11 protein-coding genes are annotated in these 13,620 nt (G+C 34.2%); 6 read left to right on the top strand and 5 right to left on the bottom strand.

All coding sequences use genetic code 11. From position 1 onward, the window contains the following. Nucleotide 1: 1 nt before the first annotated feature. The 3 genes from hutI (at nt 2) to QO190_RS07610 (ending at nt 3,720) form a co-directional block, all read left to right on the top strand. Nucleotides 2-1,237 (top strand): imidazolonepropionase, encoded by a 1,236-nt coding sequence (gene hutI, locus QO190_RS07620; protein ID WP_371462261.1) that lies wholly within the window; start codon nt 2-4, stop codon nt 1,235-1,237. Nucleotides 1,238-1,242: 5 nt separating this feature from the next. After that, on the top strand, nt 1,243-2,166 hold the full coding sequence (gene hutG, locus QO190_RS07615; RefSeq protein ID WP_371462260.1) for a formimidoylglutamase: 924 nt from the start codon (nt 1,243-1,245) through the stop codon (nt 2,164-2,166). A gap of 258 nt (nt 2,167-2,424) precedes the next feature. Next, nucleotides 2,425-3,720, top strand: a complete 1,296-nt coding sequence (locus tag QO190_RS07610; RefSeq protein ID WP_371462259.1) for an NAD-dependent succinate-semialdehyde dehydrogenase — start codon at nt 2,425-2,427, stop codon at nt 3,718-3,720. 196 nt (nt 3,721-3,916) lie between these two features. Here QO190_RS07610 and pyk read toward each other — a convergent pair whose 3' ends face one another. The 5 genes from pyk to QO190_RS07585 are packed head-to-tail and all read right to left on the bottom strand — an operon-like array spanning nt 3,917 to nt 8,056. Beyond that, complete coding sequence (gene pyk / locus QO190_RS07605; RefSeq protein WP_371462258.1) at nt 3,917-5,353, bottom strand: pyruvate kinase; 1,437 nt, start codon at nt 5,351-5,353, stop codon at nt 3,917-3,919. Continuing rightward, nucleotides 5,346-5,801, bottom strand: coding sequence for an IPExxxVDY family protein (locus tag QO190_RS07600; protein WP_104794233.1), 456 nt, complete (start codon nt 5,799-5,801; stop codon nt 5,346-5,348). Before QO190_RS07600 ends, pyk begins: the two co-directional genes overlap by 8 nt. After that, nucleotides 5,776-6,543 carry a ribonuclease III gene (gene rnc, locus QO190_RS07595; RefSeq protein ID WP_104794234.1) on the bottom strand — a complete coding sequence of 256 codons (768 nt, stop codon included), beginning with the start codon at nt 6,541-6,543 and terminating at the stop codon, nt 5,776-5,778. The genes QO190_RS07600 and rnc overlap by 26 nt, the downstream gene beginning before the upstream one ends. Beyond that, nucleotides 6,543-7,790, bottom strand: coding sequence for a beta-ketoacyl-ACP synthase II (gene fabF / locus QO190_RS07590; protein ID WP_371462256.1), 1,248 nt, complete (start codon nt 7,788-7,790; stop codon nt 6,543-6,545). The genes rnc and fabF overlap by 1 nt, the downstream gene beginning before the upstream one ends. Before the next feature lie 26 nt (nt 7,791-7,816). Continuing rightward, entirely contained in the window at nt 7,817-8,056 is a 240-nt protein-coding gene (locus QO190_RS07585; protein WP_069800766.1) for an acyl carrier protein, read from the bottom strand. A 171-nt stretch (nt 8,057-8,227) separates the two neighbouring features. Here QO190_RS07585 and folE point away from each other — a divergent pair, with 171 nt between their 5' ends. The 3 genes from folE (at nt 8,228) to QO190_RS07570 (ending at nt 13,489) form a co-directional block, all read left to right on the top strand. Next, on the top strand, nt 8,228-8,893 hold the full coding sequence (gene folE, locus QO190_RS07580; protein ID WP_371462255.1) for a GTP cyclohydrolase I FolE: 666 nt from the start codon (nt 8,228-8,230) through the stop codon (nt 8,891-8,893). A 163-nt stretch (nt 8,894-9,056) separates the two neighbouring features. Further along, nucleotides 9,057-10,526 carry a cysteine--tRNA ligase gene (cysS, locus tag QO190_RS07575; RefSeq protein WP_371462254.1) on the top strand — a complete coding sequence of 490 codons (1,470 nt, stop codon included), beginning with the start codon at nt 9,057-9,059 and terminating at the stop codon, nt 10,524-10,526. A gap of 311 nt (nt 10,527-10,837) precedes the next feature. Then, nucleotides 10,838-13,489, top strand: a complete 2,652-nt coding sequence (locus tag QO190_RS07570; protein WP_371462253.1) for a 4-alpha-glucanotransferase — start codon at nt 10,838-10,840, stop codon at nt 13,487-13,489. Nucleotides 13,490-13,620: the final 131 nt, after the last annotated feature.

The raw sequence follows: 13,620 nt of genomic DNA, 5'->3' as shown, positions 1-13,620 counted from the left end.
CATGAAACTAATCGGTCCTTTCAAACAAATTCTTACCCTTAATCATCTTCCGTTAAGAGGAAAACTCTCTGATGAACAATTAGAAATTATCGAAAACGGCGGAATTTTAATCAATAATGATAACTTAATTGAGGAAGTTGGTGATTTTGAAAAATTGAAATCTGACTTCCCAAACGCTGAACTCGTACCTCGAACCTCGAACCTCGAACCTCAAATCGTTCTTCCCGCTTTTGTAGATTGTCACACGCATATTTGTTTTGGAGGAAATAGAGCCAATGATTTTGCCATGCGCAATGCAGGGAAAACTTATCTAGAAATTGCAGAAAAAGGTGGTGGAATTTGGAGTTCGGTTCAGCATACCAGAAATGCTTCCGAAAAAGAACTCTTAGAAACGCTTTTAGAAAGAATCAATCGATTAATTTCATTGGGAATTACGACTATTGAAATAAAATCAGGTTACGGATTGAATGTAGAAAGTGAACTGAAAATGCTTCGTGTGATTCAACAAGCGCAAACTAAAACCAAAGCAACTTTAGTCCCAACTTGTCTTTCTGCCCATTTAAAACCAAGAGATTTTGAAGGGAGTAATGAAGAATACTTACAATATATTGTAGATGAAATTTTACCAAAAGTTAAAGAAGAAAATTTAGCGAAAAGAGTAGATGTTTTCATCGAAAAATCAGCATTTCAACCAGAAGAAAGCCGAAAATTTTTAGAAAAAGCAAAGGAATTAGGTTTTGAAATCACCGTTCATGCAGACCAATTTACAGCGGGAAGTTCTAGAATTGCAGTGGAAGTTGGTGCTGTTTCAGCAGACCATTTAGAAGCGACAATTGATGAAGATATACAATATTTAGCCAATTCAGAATCCGCTGCAGTTGCACTTCCTGGTGCGAGTTTAGGTTTGGGAGAACCTTTTACCCCAGCGAGAAAAATTTTAGATAAAAACGGAATTCTCGCTATTGCAAGTGATTGGAATCCCGGTTCAGCACCAATGGGAAATCTCATTACCCAAGCTTCTATTTTAGCCACTTTTCAAAAATTAAGCACTGCCGAAGTTTTGGCTGGAATTACATTCCGTGCTGCAAAAGCATTAAATTTGACTGATAGAGGAATTTTGAAAAAAGGAATGAAGGCTGATTTCGTAGTTTATGAAACGGATAATTTCCAAAATATTTTATACAACCAAGGTAGTTTGGTAGCAAGTGAAGTATATATTGATGGAGAGAAAATTTAATTAAAATGGGAAACAACATTTGGCAAGGACGTAACGATGGAGATTCACCGCTTCATCACAGAATATTTCAACGAGTAGAAATAGTGGAGAACTATGAAAATATTTCACCGAATAATTTCGTTTTGCATGGTTTTGCGGTAGATGAAGGCGTTAGAAGAAACAAAGGAAGAGTTGGCGCTGCCAAAGCTCCAGACATCATCCGAAAAAATATGAGCAATTTTCCTGTAGTTTCTCCAGATTTTAAATTATTAGATTTCGGAACTATCACTAGCGGAGACCGAAATTTAGAAAATACTCAAGAAAATCTTGCTGAAAAAGTTTCTAAAATTCTGCAAAAAAATGGAAAATCAATTGTTTTAGGAGGCGGCCACGAAGTCACTTTTGCTCATTATTCTGGCATCAAAAAAGCATTTCCAAACCAAAAAATTGGCATCATCAATCTCGATGCACATTTTGATAACCGTGAACCCGAAAATGGAGTAGGAGCAAGCTCTGGAACGGGTTTTTGGCAAATCGCCCAAGAAGGAGAAATTCATTCATTGCACATCGGGATTCAGAAAAATTCTAATACACTCAAATTGTTTGATACTGCTCATCAATTTGGGATGAAATATATTTTGGCAGACGAAATTTTCTTCGAAAATCTCCCGAAAATCTATCAACAGATTGACGAACTAGTTTCTTCGGTAGACCAATTGTATCTCACCATTTGCATGGATGTTTTCAACGCGTCTATTGCGCCCGGAGTTTCGGCTGCGGCGTACAACGGAATCTTTGCAGATGCTACTTTTCTGCATTTTTACAGACATATTTTGAAGTCAGAAAAATTGGTCGCGCTAGATGTTGCGGAGGTTAATCTAGAGTTTGATATTGCCGAGAGAACCGCCAGATTGGCTGCCAGTTTGGTAAATGAGTGGTTTATGATTTAGATGCAACACGTTTTCTGTTTTCTTTCACTTTCAGTCCTGCTTTCGCTACTCGCTTTTTTGTTTTTTTTCATATTGAGCGAAGTCGAAATATCTAAAAAAAACAAAAAGAGCTCAAACATGTCGCTCAATCAGGGCTAGAAATTGGTTTCGGTTTTATTTTCACTTTTTTAAATGATAAGCATTTAAAATTTTTATCTTTGGCAAAACCACGTTTAGGCTTTGGTACAGTATCTTTGTACACTTTTTTAATCAAAAATTATGGAACAATTCCTTCAAAATACCTTACAAAATTCTCAAGACAATTTTCAAAAATGGAAAAAAATTCCGTTTGAAGAAAGACAAAAACATTTCACTCAACTATCTGAAATTCTGAATGATAGAAAGCAAGAATTTGGCGAAATTATAACCAAAGAAATGAATAAGCCCATTTCGCAATCGGTTTCAGAAATAGAAAAATGTGCGGCGTTATGTGATTATTATGCTACCGCAGAAAATATACTGAAAACGGAACAAGTAGAAACAGAATTTCAAATTTCAGAAATCCATCACGAACCTTTGGGCGTTATTTTGGGCGTTATGCCATGGAATTTTCCTTTTTGGCAAGCGATTAGATTTGCAGTTCCTACCATTTTAGCAGGAAATGTAATCGTGCTAAAACATGCTTCTATTTGTGAAAAATCAGGTGTAACCATACAAGAAATCTTCGAGAAAGCAGGTTTTCCAAAAGGTATTTTTACTTTTTTAAATGTTTCTCATTCGCAAGTAGAAGAAATGATTGCTCATCCTATTATCAGAGGCGTTTCTCTCACCGGTAGCGAAGCCGCAGGAAGAAAAATTGCCGAAACTGCAGGAAAAAATTTAAAAAAATGTGTTTTGGAATTAGGCGGGAGTGATGCTTTTATTGTTTGTGAAGATGCAGATGTAGAAAAAGCTGCAAAAGATGGAGCACAAGCAAGATTACAGAATAATGGACAAACTTGTGTAGCAGGGAAAAGATTTATTATTCACGAAAAAGTATATCAAGATTTTGTAGAAAAATTCACAGAAGAGTATCAAAAATATCAGCCAGAAAATCCTATGAATGAAGAAACGAAGTTAGGATTAATGGCGAGAGAAGATTTGGCTTCAGATTTAGAAAAACAATATCAAAAAGCGCTTAACAACGGAGCGAAAGCTATTGTAGCGTTAGAATCTGTAGGAAATATGGCTTTTAAACCAGGCATTTTAGAAATGAATCCAGAAAATCCTATTGCTCAGGAAGAATTATTTGGTCCATTGGCAATGGTTTTTAAAGTGAAAAGTGATGAAGAAGCTTTACAAATTGCCAATAATACCATGTTTGGATTAGGAAACGCAGTTTTCACCTCAAATAAAGAAAGAGCTTTGTTATTCGCAGAGAATTTAGAAAGCGGAAGTGTGGCAATTAATCAAATTTTTCGTTCGGATGTAAGATTGCCTTTTGGTGGAAGAAAGAATTCTGGATATGGAGTAGAATTGTCTCTGTATGCACTCAAAGAATTTACAGCTCCCAAAACCATTATCGGTAAGTTTTAGAAATTTTATCCATTTACGAACCAAGGAACCACAAACTCCAATGCGTTTTCCTAAATCGTCTGTTCCAATATCCCCTTTGTGATATCTCTTTATAGCCTTTAATTTAAAGTCTACTGAATATTTACTTTTCCCCATAAAAAATGCCCCTAAAAAGTGTCTAACTTTTTGGGGGCAGTCCATTTTTGGAGCTTTTATTTTATATATTTGTTAATCTGAGTGTATTGGTTTTTCCACCTTCATAAACTGGCATTGCATTGAGATTTACTACGAAATCTCCTTTTTCTACATAACCGTAATGGTGTGTTAACATGTTTACTTGGATTACCGTTTCGTCTGTAGATTTGTTCATATCATAGTAGAACGCTCTTACTCCCCATAAAAGGTTCAGCATGGTAAGAACTCTTCTGTTAGAACTGAAAACGATAATTCTAGAAGTAGGTCTGTGTGCAGAAATTTGGAAAGCAGTGTAACCAGAGTGAGTAAGCGTAATAATGGCTGCTGCACCAGTAGTTTCTGCAATTTTAACTGCGTTAAGACAAACCATATCTGTTACGAAACGATCGTCTACACAAGTTATTTTTTCTATAATATCATTTTTCTTTTCGTAAAGATTAGTAGATTCTATATTCTTAATGATCTTTGTAATGTTTTTAACTACATCTACTGGATATTTTCCTACAGAAGTTTCACCAGAAAGCATTACTGCATCGGCGCCGTCTAATACGTTGTTTGCCACGTCATTTACCTCGGCTCTAGTTGGAGTAAGGCTACTGATCATGGTTTCCATCATTTGCGTAGCGATAATTACTGGTTTAGAGTAATATCTGGCTTTGTCTACTAATTTTTTCTGAATGACAGGAACTTCTTCCATTGGAACTTCTACTCCTAAATCTCCACGTGCAACCATTAATCCGTCACATTCTAGAAGAATTTCGTCAATATTTTTTACACCTTCTGGTTTTTCAATTTTTGCAATAATTGGAATTTTGAAATCAGAATGCGCTTCAATTAATTTCTTTAAATCAATAATGTCTTGAGCATGACGAACGAATGAAAGTGCAATCCAGTCGAATTCATTTTCAATCATGAATTTAGCATCTTCGATGTCTTTTTCTGTCAAAGCAGGAAGAGAAACATTAGTGTTCGGTAAATTCACTCCTTTTTTAGAGCTTAATGGTCCACCTTGAATCGTTTTTGCTTTTACCGTATCTTTTTGGTTGGTTTCGATGACTTCGAAAACCAATTTCCCATCGTCAATAAGGATTCTTTCGCCAACTTTTACGTCTTGCGGGAATTTTTCGTAAGTCATGAATACTTTGGTAGAATCTCCTTCGCAAGGCTCATTGGTAAAGGTAAGTACGTCTCCTGGATTAAGGAAAGAACCTTCTTTTACCACACCTACTCTTAATTTAGGACCTTGTAAATCTCCTAAAATAGAGATGTTATAACCGTATTCTTGATTGATTTCTCTAATAATGTCTACATTTCTCTTAACCAGTTCGTAATCGGCATGAGAAAAATTTATTCTAAAAACATCGGCTCCAGCTTTTACCAGTTCTAGCATGATTTCTTTCGTAGAAGAAGCAGGTCCTAATGTTGCGATTACTTTGGTTTTTTTCGCTCTCTTATTCATAATAATTAATTAGCTTGTATAGTTCGCTATTGGGTTGTAAAGAAAAATCTTGTATTTGAAACATGATGTTTTCTGGCAGCAAAATTAGTGAAAAATCTTTAAAACTATCCTTTGCATAAATAATGTAGTCTACATCTTTATTTTTGGGCATCAGAAATTTGATTTCTTCAGTCTGTGCAAAGAGTTCGTTGTCTGTTTTTTTTCGTAATGGTGCTGATTTGTTAGATACTATAGAATAGCAATTTTTAGTTTCTTTGTGATATCCTTCGAATTTTGTAAAACAAAACTGTTTTATTTTTAAGTCGTCTGTTCTTACGAATTGGAAGGGATTTATTTTGTTAATTTCGAAAAATATTTCGTGATCGGGTAATTTTTTAGCCAATCTAAGTAAACCAATATCCATTGGTTCATCATCTTCTAGGTCAAGAAATATTTTTTTGTTTTTCAACAATGTGTTCTTTTTTATTTAAGGAGTAAAACGCTCTTTGTGCTGCTTTTTCTTCTGCTTTTTTCTTAGAAGTTTCTGTGGCAGAAGAGATTTTTACATTATTTAAGTAGATGCAACTCTTAAATAGAAGGCTCTTATTGGGCAAAGTTTCTTCGGTGATATCATATTTGATAGTCACCTTTTTCTTTTGGCTCCATTCTAGCAATAATCCTTTGTAACTTACGATTTTGTTTTCTAGTTTTTCTATATGTTTATCGGTAAACAATTTTTCTAAAACAATTTTTTCGCAAGTTTCATAATTGGTGTCTAAATATAGCGCACCAATAAAGGCTTCGAAGAGATTCCCCGAAATGTTTTCACCTAAATTACCATTTCCACCATTTTGAATAAAATCTGTAAGCTTCAGTTTTTCGCCTAGAGAGTTAAGGTTTTTTCGATTGACAATTTTTGATTTCATTTGGGTAAGAAATCCTTCATTGGCAACAGGATAATTTTTATAAAGGTAGCAAGAAATGATGCTTCCTAAGACTGCATCTCCTAAAAATTCTAATCTTTCGTAGTTTTTGGCTCCCGTAGTTTTATTAGGAATTTTCAGAGAAAAAGCTTCATGATAGTAATCAAGATTTTTCACATTCTGCCCAATTATTTTACTAACTCTGGCAGAAAGTAGCTTTTCTTTTTCAGTCTTTTTTTTGAAAGGTCTTTTAAGTAGAAATTTTTGTAATGAATTTTTTAAGCCCATTATAATTTCTTGAATAGAACGCAAGCATTGTGACCTCCGAAACCAAAAGTGTTACTCATGGCTACTTTTACATCTTTTTTCACAGGGTGATTAAACGTAAAGTCTAATCTGCTGTCTATGTTTTCGTCATCAGTAAAATGGTTAATAGTAGGAGGAACAATACCATGTAAAATAGTTCCTAACGCTGCTATAGCTTCTATTACACCAGCTGCACCAAGAAGGTGACCAGTCATAGATTTAGTAGAGTTGATTTGAATATCATATGCATGTTCGCCTAATAGTCTGGCAATTGCATTAGATTCAGCAATGTCTCCTAATGGAGTAGAGGTACCATGCATATTGATGTGGTCTACTTCATCTGGAGTTAATCCTGCGTCTTCTAAACAATTTTTCATTACTAAATAAGCGCCCAAACCTTCTGGGTGAGGTGCTGTCATATGATATGCATCTGCACTTAAACCACCACCTGCAAGTTCTGCATAAATGGTAGCACCACGTTTTTTAGCATGTTCATATTCTTCAAGGATGATACAACCTGCACCTTCTCCTAACACGAATCCATCTCTGTCTTTGTCAAAAGGTCTAGAAGCAGTTTTATAATTATCATTTCTTGTAGAAAGAGCCATCATAGAATTAAATCCTCCCATTCCAGATGCGGTAACAGCAGCTTCTGAACCTCCACATACAATTACGTCTGCTTTTCCTAACTGAAGAAGCATCTTAGCATCTATCAAAGCATTTGCAGAAGATGCACACGCAGAAACTGTAGTGTAATTAGGTCCGTGAAAACCGTATTCCATAGAAATATGACCCGGAGTAATATCCGCAATCATTTTTGGAATGAAGAAAGGATTAAATCTAGGTATTCCTTCAGATTTTGCCCAGCCTAGAACTTCGGTTTCGAAAGTTTCTAAACCTCCAATTCCTGAGCCCCAGATTACACCCACTCTGTTTTTATCTACTTGATCTTCGATAATTCTAGAATGTGAAACAGCTTCACGAGCTGCCACCACACCGAGTTGAGTGTTTCGGTCCATTTTTTTTGCTTCCTTTTTCTCAAAATGATCTAAAGGATTGAAGTTTTTAACCTCACAAGCAAATTTTGTTTTGAAGTTAGTAGAATCGAAGAGAGTGATAGGAGCAGCGCCACTTACACCTTTTACAAGGTTTTCCCAATACTCTTGAGCATTATTACCAATTGGTGTAATTGCACCAAATCCTGTTACTACAACTCTCTTCAATTCCATAGTTTTGTTAATTTTTGTAATAAAAATTATTGTTTGATAACTTCTTCAATATAAGCGATTGCGTGACCTACAGTAGTGATTTTTTCTGCCTGATCATCAGGAATCTGAATGTTGAATTCTTTTTCAAATTCCATAATTAATTCTACAGTATCTAAAGAATCTGCACCTAAATCATTAGTGAAGCTTGCTTCAGGAGTTACTTCTGTTTCTTCCACGTCTAGCTTATCTGCGATGATAGCTTTTACTCTTGATGTAATGTCTGACATAGCAATTTGTTTTAAAAATTTTTGTTAATTCAAGTGCAAATATATAAAATTCTGTGCCAATACAAATTTTTTTCATATATTTTGATTTTAAATTATTGTAAATCAGTCTAATAATATTTTAGTAATACGAATTAGAGATTAATTCTTAATTTTGTGACATTATTTCAGACTATGAGTAACTTTTTTGAAAACGATGATGATGTTTTTACAGGCAAAGACCATACTCCGCTTCGTGAGGATGCTTTCGTAAAGACTCCAGAAGAAAAAATAAAAATTATAGAAGAAAAGTTTGCAGAGATTATGCACACTTTAGGTCTTGATATGACCGATGATTCTCTTAAAGATTCACCAAAACGTGTTGCAAAGATGTATGTAAACGAAATTTTTGGTGGACTTTTGCCACAAAACAAACCAGGGATTTCTACTTTCAGCAATAAATATAAGTATAGACAAATGCTGGTAGAGAAAGATATTACCGTGTATTCTTTCTGTGAGCATCATTTTTTACCCATTATTGGCAAAGCGCACGTTGCGTATATTTCAAACGGAGACGTAATTGGGCTTTCTAAAATCAATAGAATTGTAGATTATTACGCAAAACGTCCGCAAGTTCAGGAACGTTTGACGATGCAAATTGTTGACGCTCTGAAAGAAGCTCTCGGAACTAAAGATGTTGCCTGTATTATTGATGCAAAACACCTTTGTGTAAATTGTAGAGGAATAAAAGATACTGCAAGTTCTACCATTACCGCAGAATTAAGCGGGATTTTTAGAACCAATCCTATTACCAGACAAGAATTCTTACATTATGTAGGAAGTCATGCGAAGTTTGATTAATTTCAATTGGAAAATTTATATTGATCTAAACTTCAAATAATTAATTATGACCAGATTTAAAAAAATATCACACCAGATTTTTACAACTACAATTATTTGTTGTTGCTGATTTTTATAAAATAAAATCTTAATTCTTCAATTTTTAAATCTTAACTATAAAATAATGCAACTTAAAATATACAATTCGCTTTCTGCGGAAAAAGAAATTTTCACACCTATTAACGGCAACAAAGTAGGAATGTACGTTTGTGGACCAACCGTTTACAGCAATGTGCACTTAGGAAATGTGAGAACTTTTATGAATTTCGACTTTATTTATAGAAGTTTGAAACATTTGGGTTATGATGTTCGTTACGTAAGAAATATTACAGATGCGGGGCATTTGACTGACGATGGAGATGTAAATAACGACCGTTTCGTTAAGCAGTCTCGTCTCGAAAAACTAGAACCTATGGAAATTGTGCAAAAATATACCGTAGATTTTCATAAAGTTTTAGAAAAATTTAATCTTTTACCTCCAACGATTGAGCCAACTGCAACAGGTCACATCATCGAACAGATAGAACTCACCAAAGATTTAATCGAAAAAGGTTTGGCTTATGAAAGCAACGGTTCTGTTTATTTTGATGTTCGTGCTTACAACGAAAAAGGTGGAAACTATGGCGAACTTTCCAAAAGAAATATTGACGAACTTTTTGCCAATACGCGAGATTTAGACGGACAAAACGAAAAGAAAAATCCACAAGATTTTGCCCTGTGGAAAAAAGCAAGTCCTGAACATATTATGAAATGGATTTCACCTTGGGGAGAAGGTTTCCCAGGTTGGCATCTAGAATGTACCGCAATGTCTACCAAATATTTAGGTGAACAATTTGATATTCACGGAGGTGGAATGGATCTTAAATTTCCGCACCACGAATGCGAAATTGCACAAGGAAAAGGTTGCAACGGTGTTTCGCCAGTGAAATATTGGATGCACGCGAATATGCTGACCATGAACGGACAAAGAATGAGTAAATCAACAGGAAATTATATTCTTCCGCAGCAATTGATTTCTGGTGAAAATGATTTTTTTGAAAAACCGTTTCATCCAACTGTAGTTCGTTTTAATTTTTTACAAGCGCATTACAGAAGCGTTCTGGATATTTCAAACGAAGCGATGTTGGCTTCAGAAAAAGGTTTCCAACGTTTAATGGAAAGTTTGAAAGTTTTAAACGCTGTCACGCTGAGCGGAGTCGAAGCGTCTTCTAGTTTTGACTTAAAAGAGTGGAAACAAAAATGCTATGATGCTTTGAATGATGATTTCAATTCGCCAATTTTAATTTCTCATCTTTTTGAAGCGGTAAGTTTTATTTTTAAACTGAAAGATGGAAAAGAAAATATTACTTCGAAAGATTTAGAGGAATTAAAAACCTTGATGAATGCTTTTGTATTTGATGTTTTAGGTTTACAAAATATTGAAGAAAATAACAATTCAAAATTGGACCAAACATTACAAGTGCTCATAGAACTTAGAAATCAAGCCAGAAAAGCCAAAAATTTTGAACTTTCAGACCAAATTCGTGATAAGTTATTAGAACAAGGCATAGAACTGAAAGACGGAAGAGAAGGAACTTCTTATGTATTAAATTAAAAGAAATCTAATTTTTATAATATACCCTTTTTGTGTTCTAAATGCAGAAAGGGTTTTTGTTTTCTTGAAAATAGGCTCCTGTTTGTAATTTGAGAATACTTTTTACTAAAAATGACAAATTTCGGCAGAATAAAATTTTTTAAAATACCTTGATTTTTTAGAAACTTTATTAGATGTTATTGTATCATCAAGAGACATTAAATCCCTTTATTTAAAGGCATAAATTATCAGAAACAAATTAAAAATCATATAATTAATTTTTTCTAAAGCATATATATTTTTGTAAATTCGTGAGTTGAAAAACGAAAAAAATGAAATTATATTTCACTATTAATTATGGAACTGAGTTTGGGCAGAGGTTAGCCATTCAAGTTTCTGAAGGGAAAAATGTGAAAACACATGACCTTCATTTCTCTGATAATAGAAATTGGAAGGGCGAAATCGATTTTTTCTCTAAATCTATAGAATACAAATATTTGGTTCTAGATGATAATAATCAAATCATTAATGAGGAGATTTGCTATCATCGATTGAATTTTGTGAATAATTTCCAAGAGTATAACATTTACGATGTCTGGAACAATAAAAATTTCCCTGAAAACTATCTCAATAATAAGATTCTTCAAAATAAACTAGGAGAGTTAAAAGCAGAGAAAGTTGCCATTCTTAAAAAACATACGCATCATTTCAGATTAGAAGCACCGCTGTATTCGCCTGATTGGAAGGTTGTGATTCTTGGAAATAATGAAGCTTTGGGTAACTGGAATTATGCAGACGCTCCAAAAATGGCTCAAACTTCTGTTGGCGTTTGGGAATTGGCGGTAGATTTAAAAAAACAAAAAGAATTTGTACAGTATAAATACGGAATTTTCGACGAGAAAAAAGGCGAAGTTATTGCAGTAGAATACGGCGAAAACAGATTGGCTTTCCCTAATCAGGATGCGGAAGTTTTGCAAATTCATGCAGATCATTATTTCAGATTTAATGCCGAACAATTGTACAAAGCAGCTGGAGTTGCCATTCCTGTTTTTAGTTTAAGAAGCGAAAATGGTTTTGGAGTTGGGGAGTTTGCAGATATTAAAAAATTAGCAGATTGGGCTCATAAAACTAATCTTTCTATCATTCAGATTTTGCCAATTAATGATACTACCGCCAATTACAGTTGGACGGATTCTTATCCTTATGCTGCGATTTCGGTGTATGCATTGCATCCACAATATTTGAGTTTAGAGAATCTGCAATTTTCAATTCCAGAAAATTTAAAACTAGAATATAAGCACAAAAAAGATGAATTAAATGCTGAAAAATTTGTGGATTATGAACAAATGATTTCAGGAAAATGGAAATTCATCAAAGCCGTTTTTGAAGAAAATAAATCTGAAATTCTTAAAGACAAAGATTTCTTAAAATTCTTGAAAGAAAATGCAGATTGGCTGAAACCTTATGCTGCTTTTTGTGTTTTAAGAGATAAAAATAACACGCCTAATTTCAATAATTGGAAAACGCATAAAAAATACGTTGCAGGAAAAATTTCTCAGTTTTTTGATGCAAAACATGCCGAATTTGAAAGTGTAATGCTTCATTCTTGGGTACAATATCAGTTGCATTTACAGTTAAAAGATGCAGTAGATTATACTCACGGTTTAGGAATTTCTTTGAAAGGAGATTTGCCAATCGGTATTTACAGATTTTCTGCTGATGCGTGGACAGAGCCAGAACTTTTCGGGATGGATTTTCAAGCAGGAGCACCACCTGATGAATTCTCTGATTTAGGTCAAAACTGGGAATTCCCAACGTATAATTGGGAAGTGATGAAAGAAAACAATTACGATTGGTGGAAAAAACGCTTTAACGTAATTGCGCGCTATTTTGATGCGATGAGAATAGACCATATTCTAGGATTTTTCAGGATTTGGAGAATGCCAATGACTGCTGCACAAGGAATTTTAGGGTATTTTTATCCTGCAGTTCCTGTGACTTTGCAAGAATTTTCGGCAAGACATATTCCATTTAATTATGATAGATATTGCAGACCTTTTATCAATGACCAAATTCTTTGGGATAATTTCGGTTACGAAAAAGAGGTGATTGCAGAACATTTCTTGTATCAAGAAAATGGAGTGTATCATTTCAAACCAGAATATGATTCGCAAAGAAAATTAGTAAATTATTTTAAAACGCATCCTAGAGATTGGATGGAAGAAAAACTGATTTCACTTGCTGCGAATGTTTTGTTCTTAACCGAAAATAATGGCGAAGACATTGTTTATCATCCAAGATTTAACATTCAAAAAACATCTTCCTATCAACACCTTTCTGATTGGGAAAAGAATGCATTGCATGAATTGTATATCGATTATTTCTTCAGAAGACAAGATGGACTTTGGCATGAAAAAGCCATGGAAAAATTACCTATGTTGCTTTCTGCAACGGATATGTTGATTTGCGGCGAAGATTTAGGTTTGGTTCCAGATTGTGTTCCTGGTGTGATGGATGCTTTAGGAATAACAGCGCTCAAAGTTCAGCGTTCGCCAAAAGAAGATGTTCCGTATTACAATCCTCAAAATGCAGGTTATATGAACGTAGTTACAGCTTCTTCTCACGACAGTTCTACATTAAGACAATGGTGGAAAGAAAACCGAGAACTTACGCAGAATTACTATAATAACCAATTGAATCAATACGGAACTGCACCTTCGGAACTTCTTCCAGAATTGGCAGAGATTATTATGAAACAGCATTTGCATTCTCAAGCGATGTTGGCGATTTTCCCAATTCAAGAGTATTTTGCTACAGATTATGAAATTGTAAATCCTTATGCAGATGACGAGAGAATCAATAATCCAGCGGTTTTCCCTCATTATTGGAGATACAGAATGCATATTGCACTAGAAGATTTATTACAAAAAGAACATTTTAATGATAAAATTGCACAGTTTGTAAGTGAATCAAACAGACAATAATTGAGATTAAAATTCCTTAGTTACACAATAAAAAAGTTAAAATCGAGTTTAGATTTTAACTTTTTTTATTTTTCTACATCAAATTCTTAGTTGTTAAATATGGCTTAAATTCTACATTTTTAAAAAGATAC

This window comes from Cloacibacterium sp. Arc13, assembly GCF_041431305.1.
Taxonomy (GTDB): Bacteria; Bacteroidota; Bacteroidia; order Flavobacteriales; family Weeksellaceae; genus Cloacibacterium; species Cloacibacterium caeni_B.
This window is presented reverse-complemented; position numbering and strand designations above follow the sequence as displayed.

Coding starts and splice junctions, on each gene's coding strand:
- QO190_RS07570 (WP_371462253.1), top strand. CDS start 10,838: ATGAAATTATATTTCACTATTAATTATGGAACTGAGTTTGGGCAGAGG.
- rnc (WP_104794234.1), bottom strand. CDS start 6,543: ATGGGCTTAAAAAATTCATTACAAAAATTTCTACTTAAAAGACCTTTC.
- hutG (WP_371462260.1), top strand. CDS start 1,243: ATGGGAAACAACATTTGGCAAGGACGTAACGATGGAGATTCACCGCTT.
- hutI (WP_371462261.1), top strand. CDS start 2: ATGAAACTAATCGGTCCTTTCAAACAAATTCTTACCCTTAATCATCTT.
- pyk (WP_371462258.1), bottom strand. CDS start 5,353: ATGAATAAGAGAGCGAAAAAAACCAAAGTAATCGCAACATTAGGACCT.
- fabF (WP_371462256.1), bottom strand. CDS start 7,790: ATGGAATTGAAGAGAGTTGTAGTAACAGGATTTGGTGCAATTACACCA.
- folE (WP_371462255.1), top strand. CDS start 8,228: ATGAGTAACTTTTTTGAAAACGATGATGATGTTTTTACAGGCAAAGAC.
- QO190_RS07610 (WP_371462259.1), top strand. CDS start 2,425: ATGGAACAATTCCTTCAAAATACCTTACAAAATTCTCAAGACAATTTT.
- QO190_RS07585 (WP_069800766.1), bottom strand. CDS start 8,056: ATGTCAGACATTACATCAAGAGTAAAAGCTATCATCGCAGATAAGCTA.
- cysS (WP_371462254.1), top strand. CDS start 9,057: ATGCAACTTAAAATATACAATTCGCTTTCTGCGGAAAAAGAAATTTTC.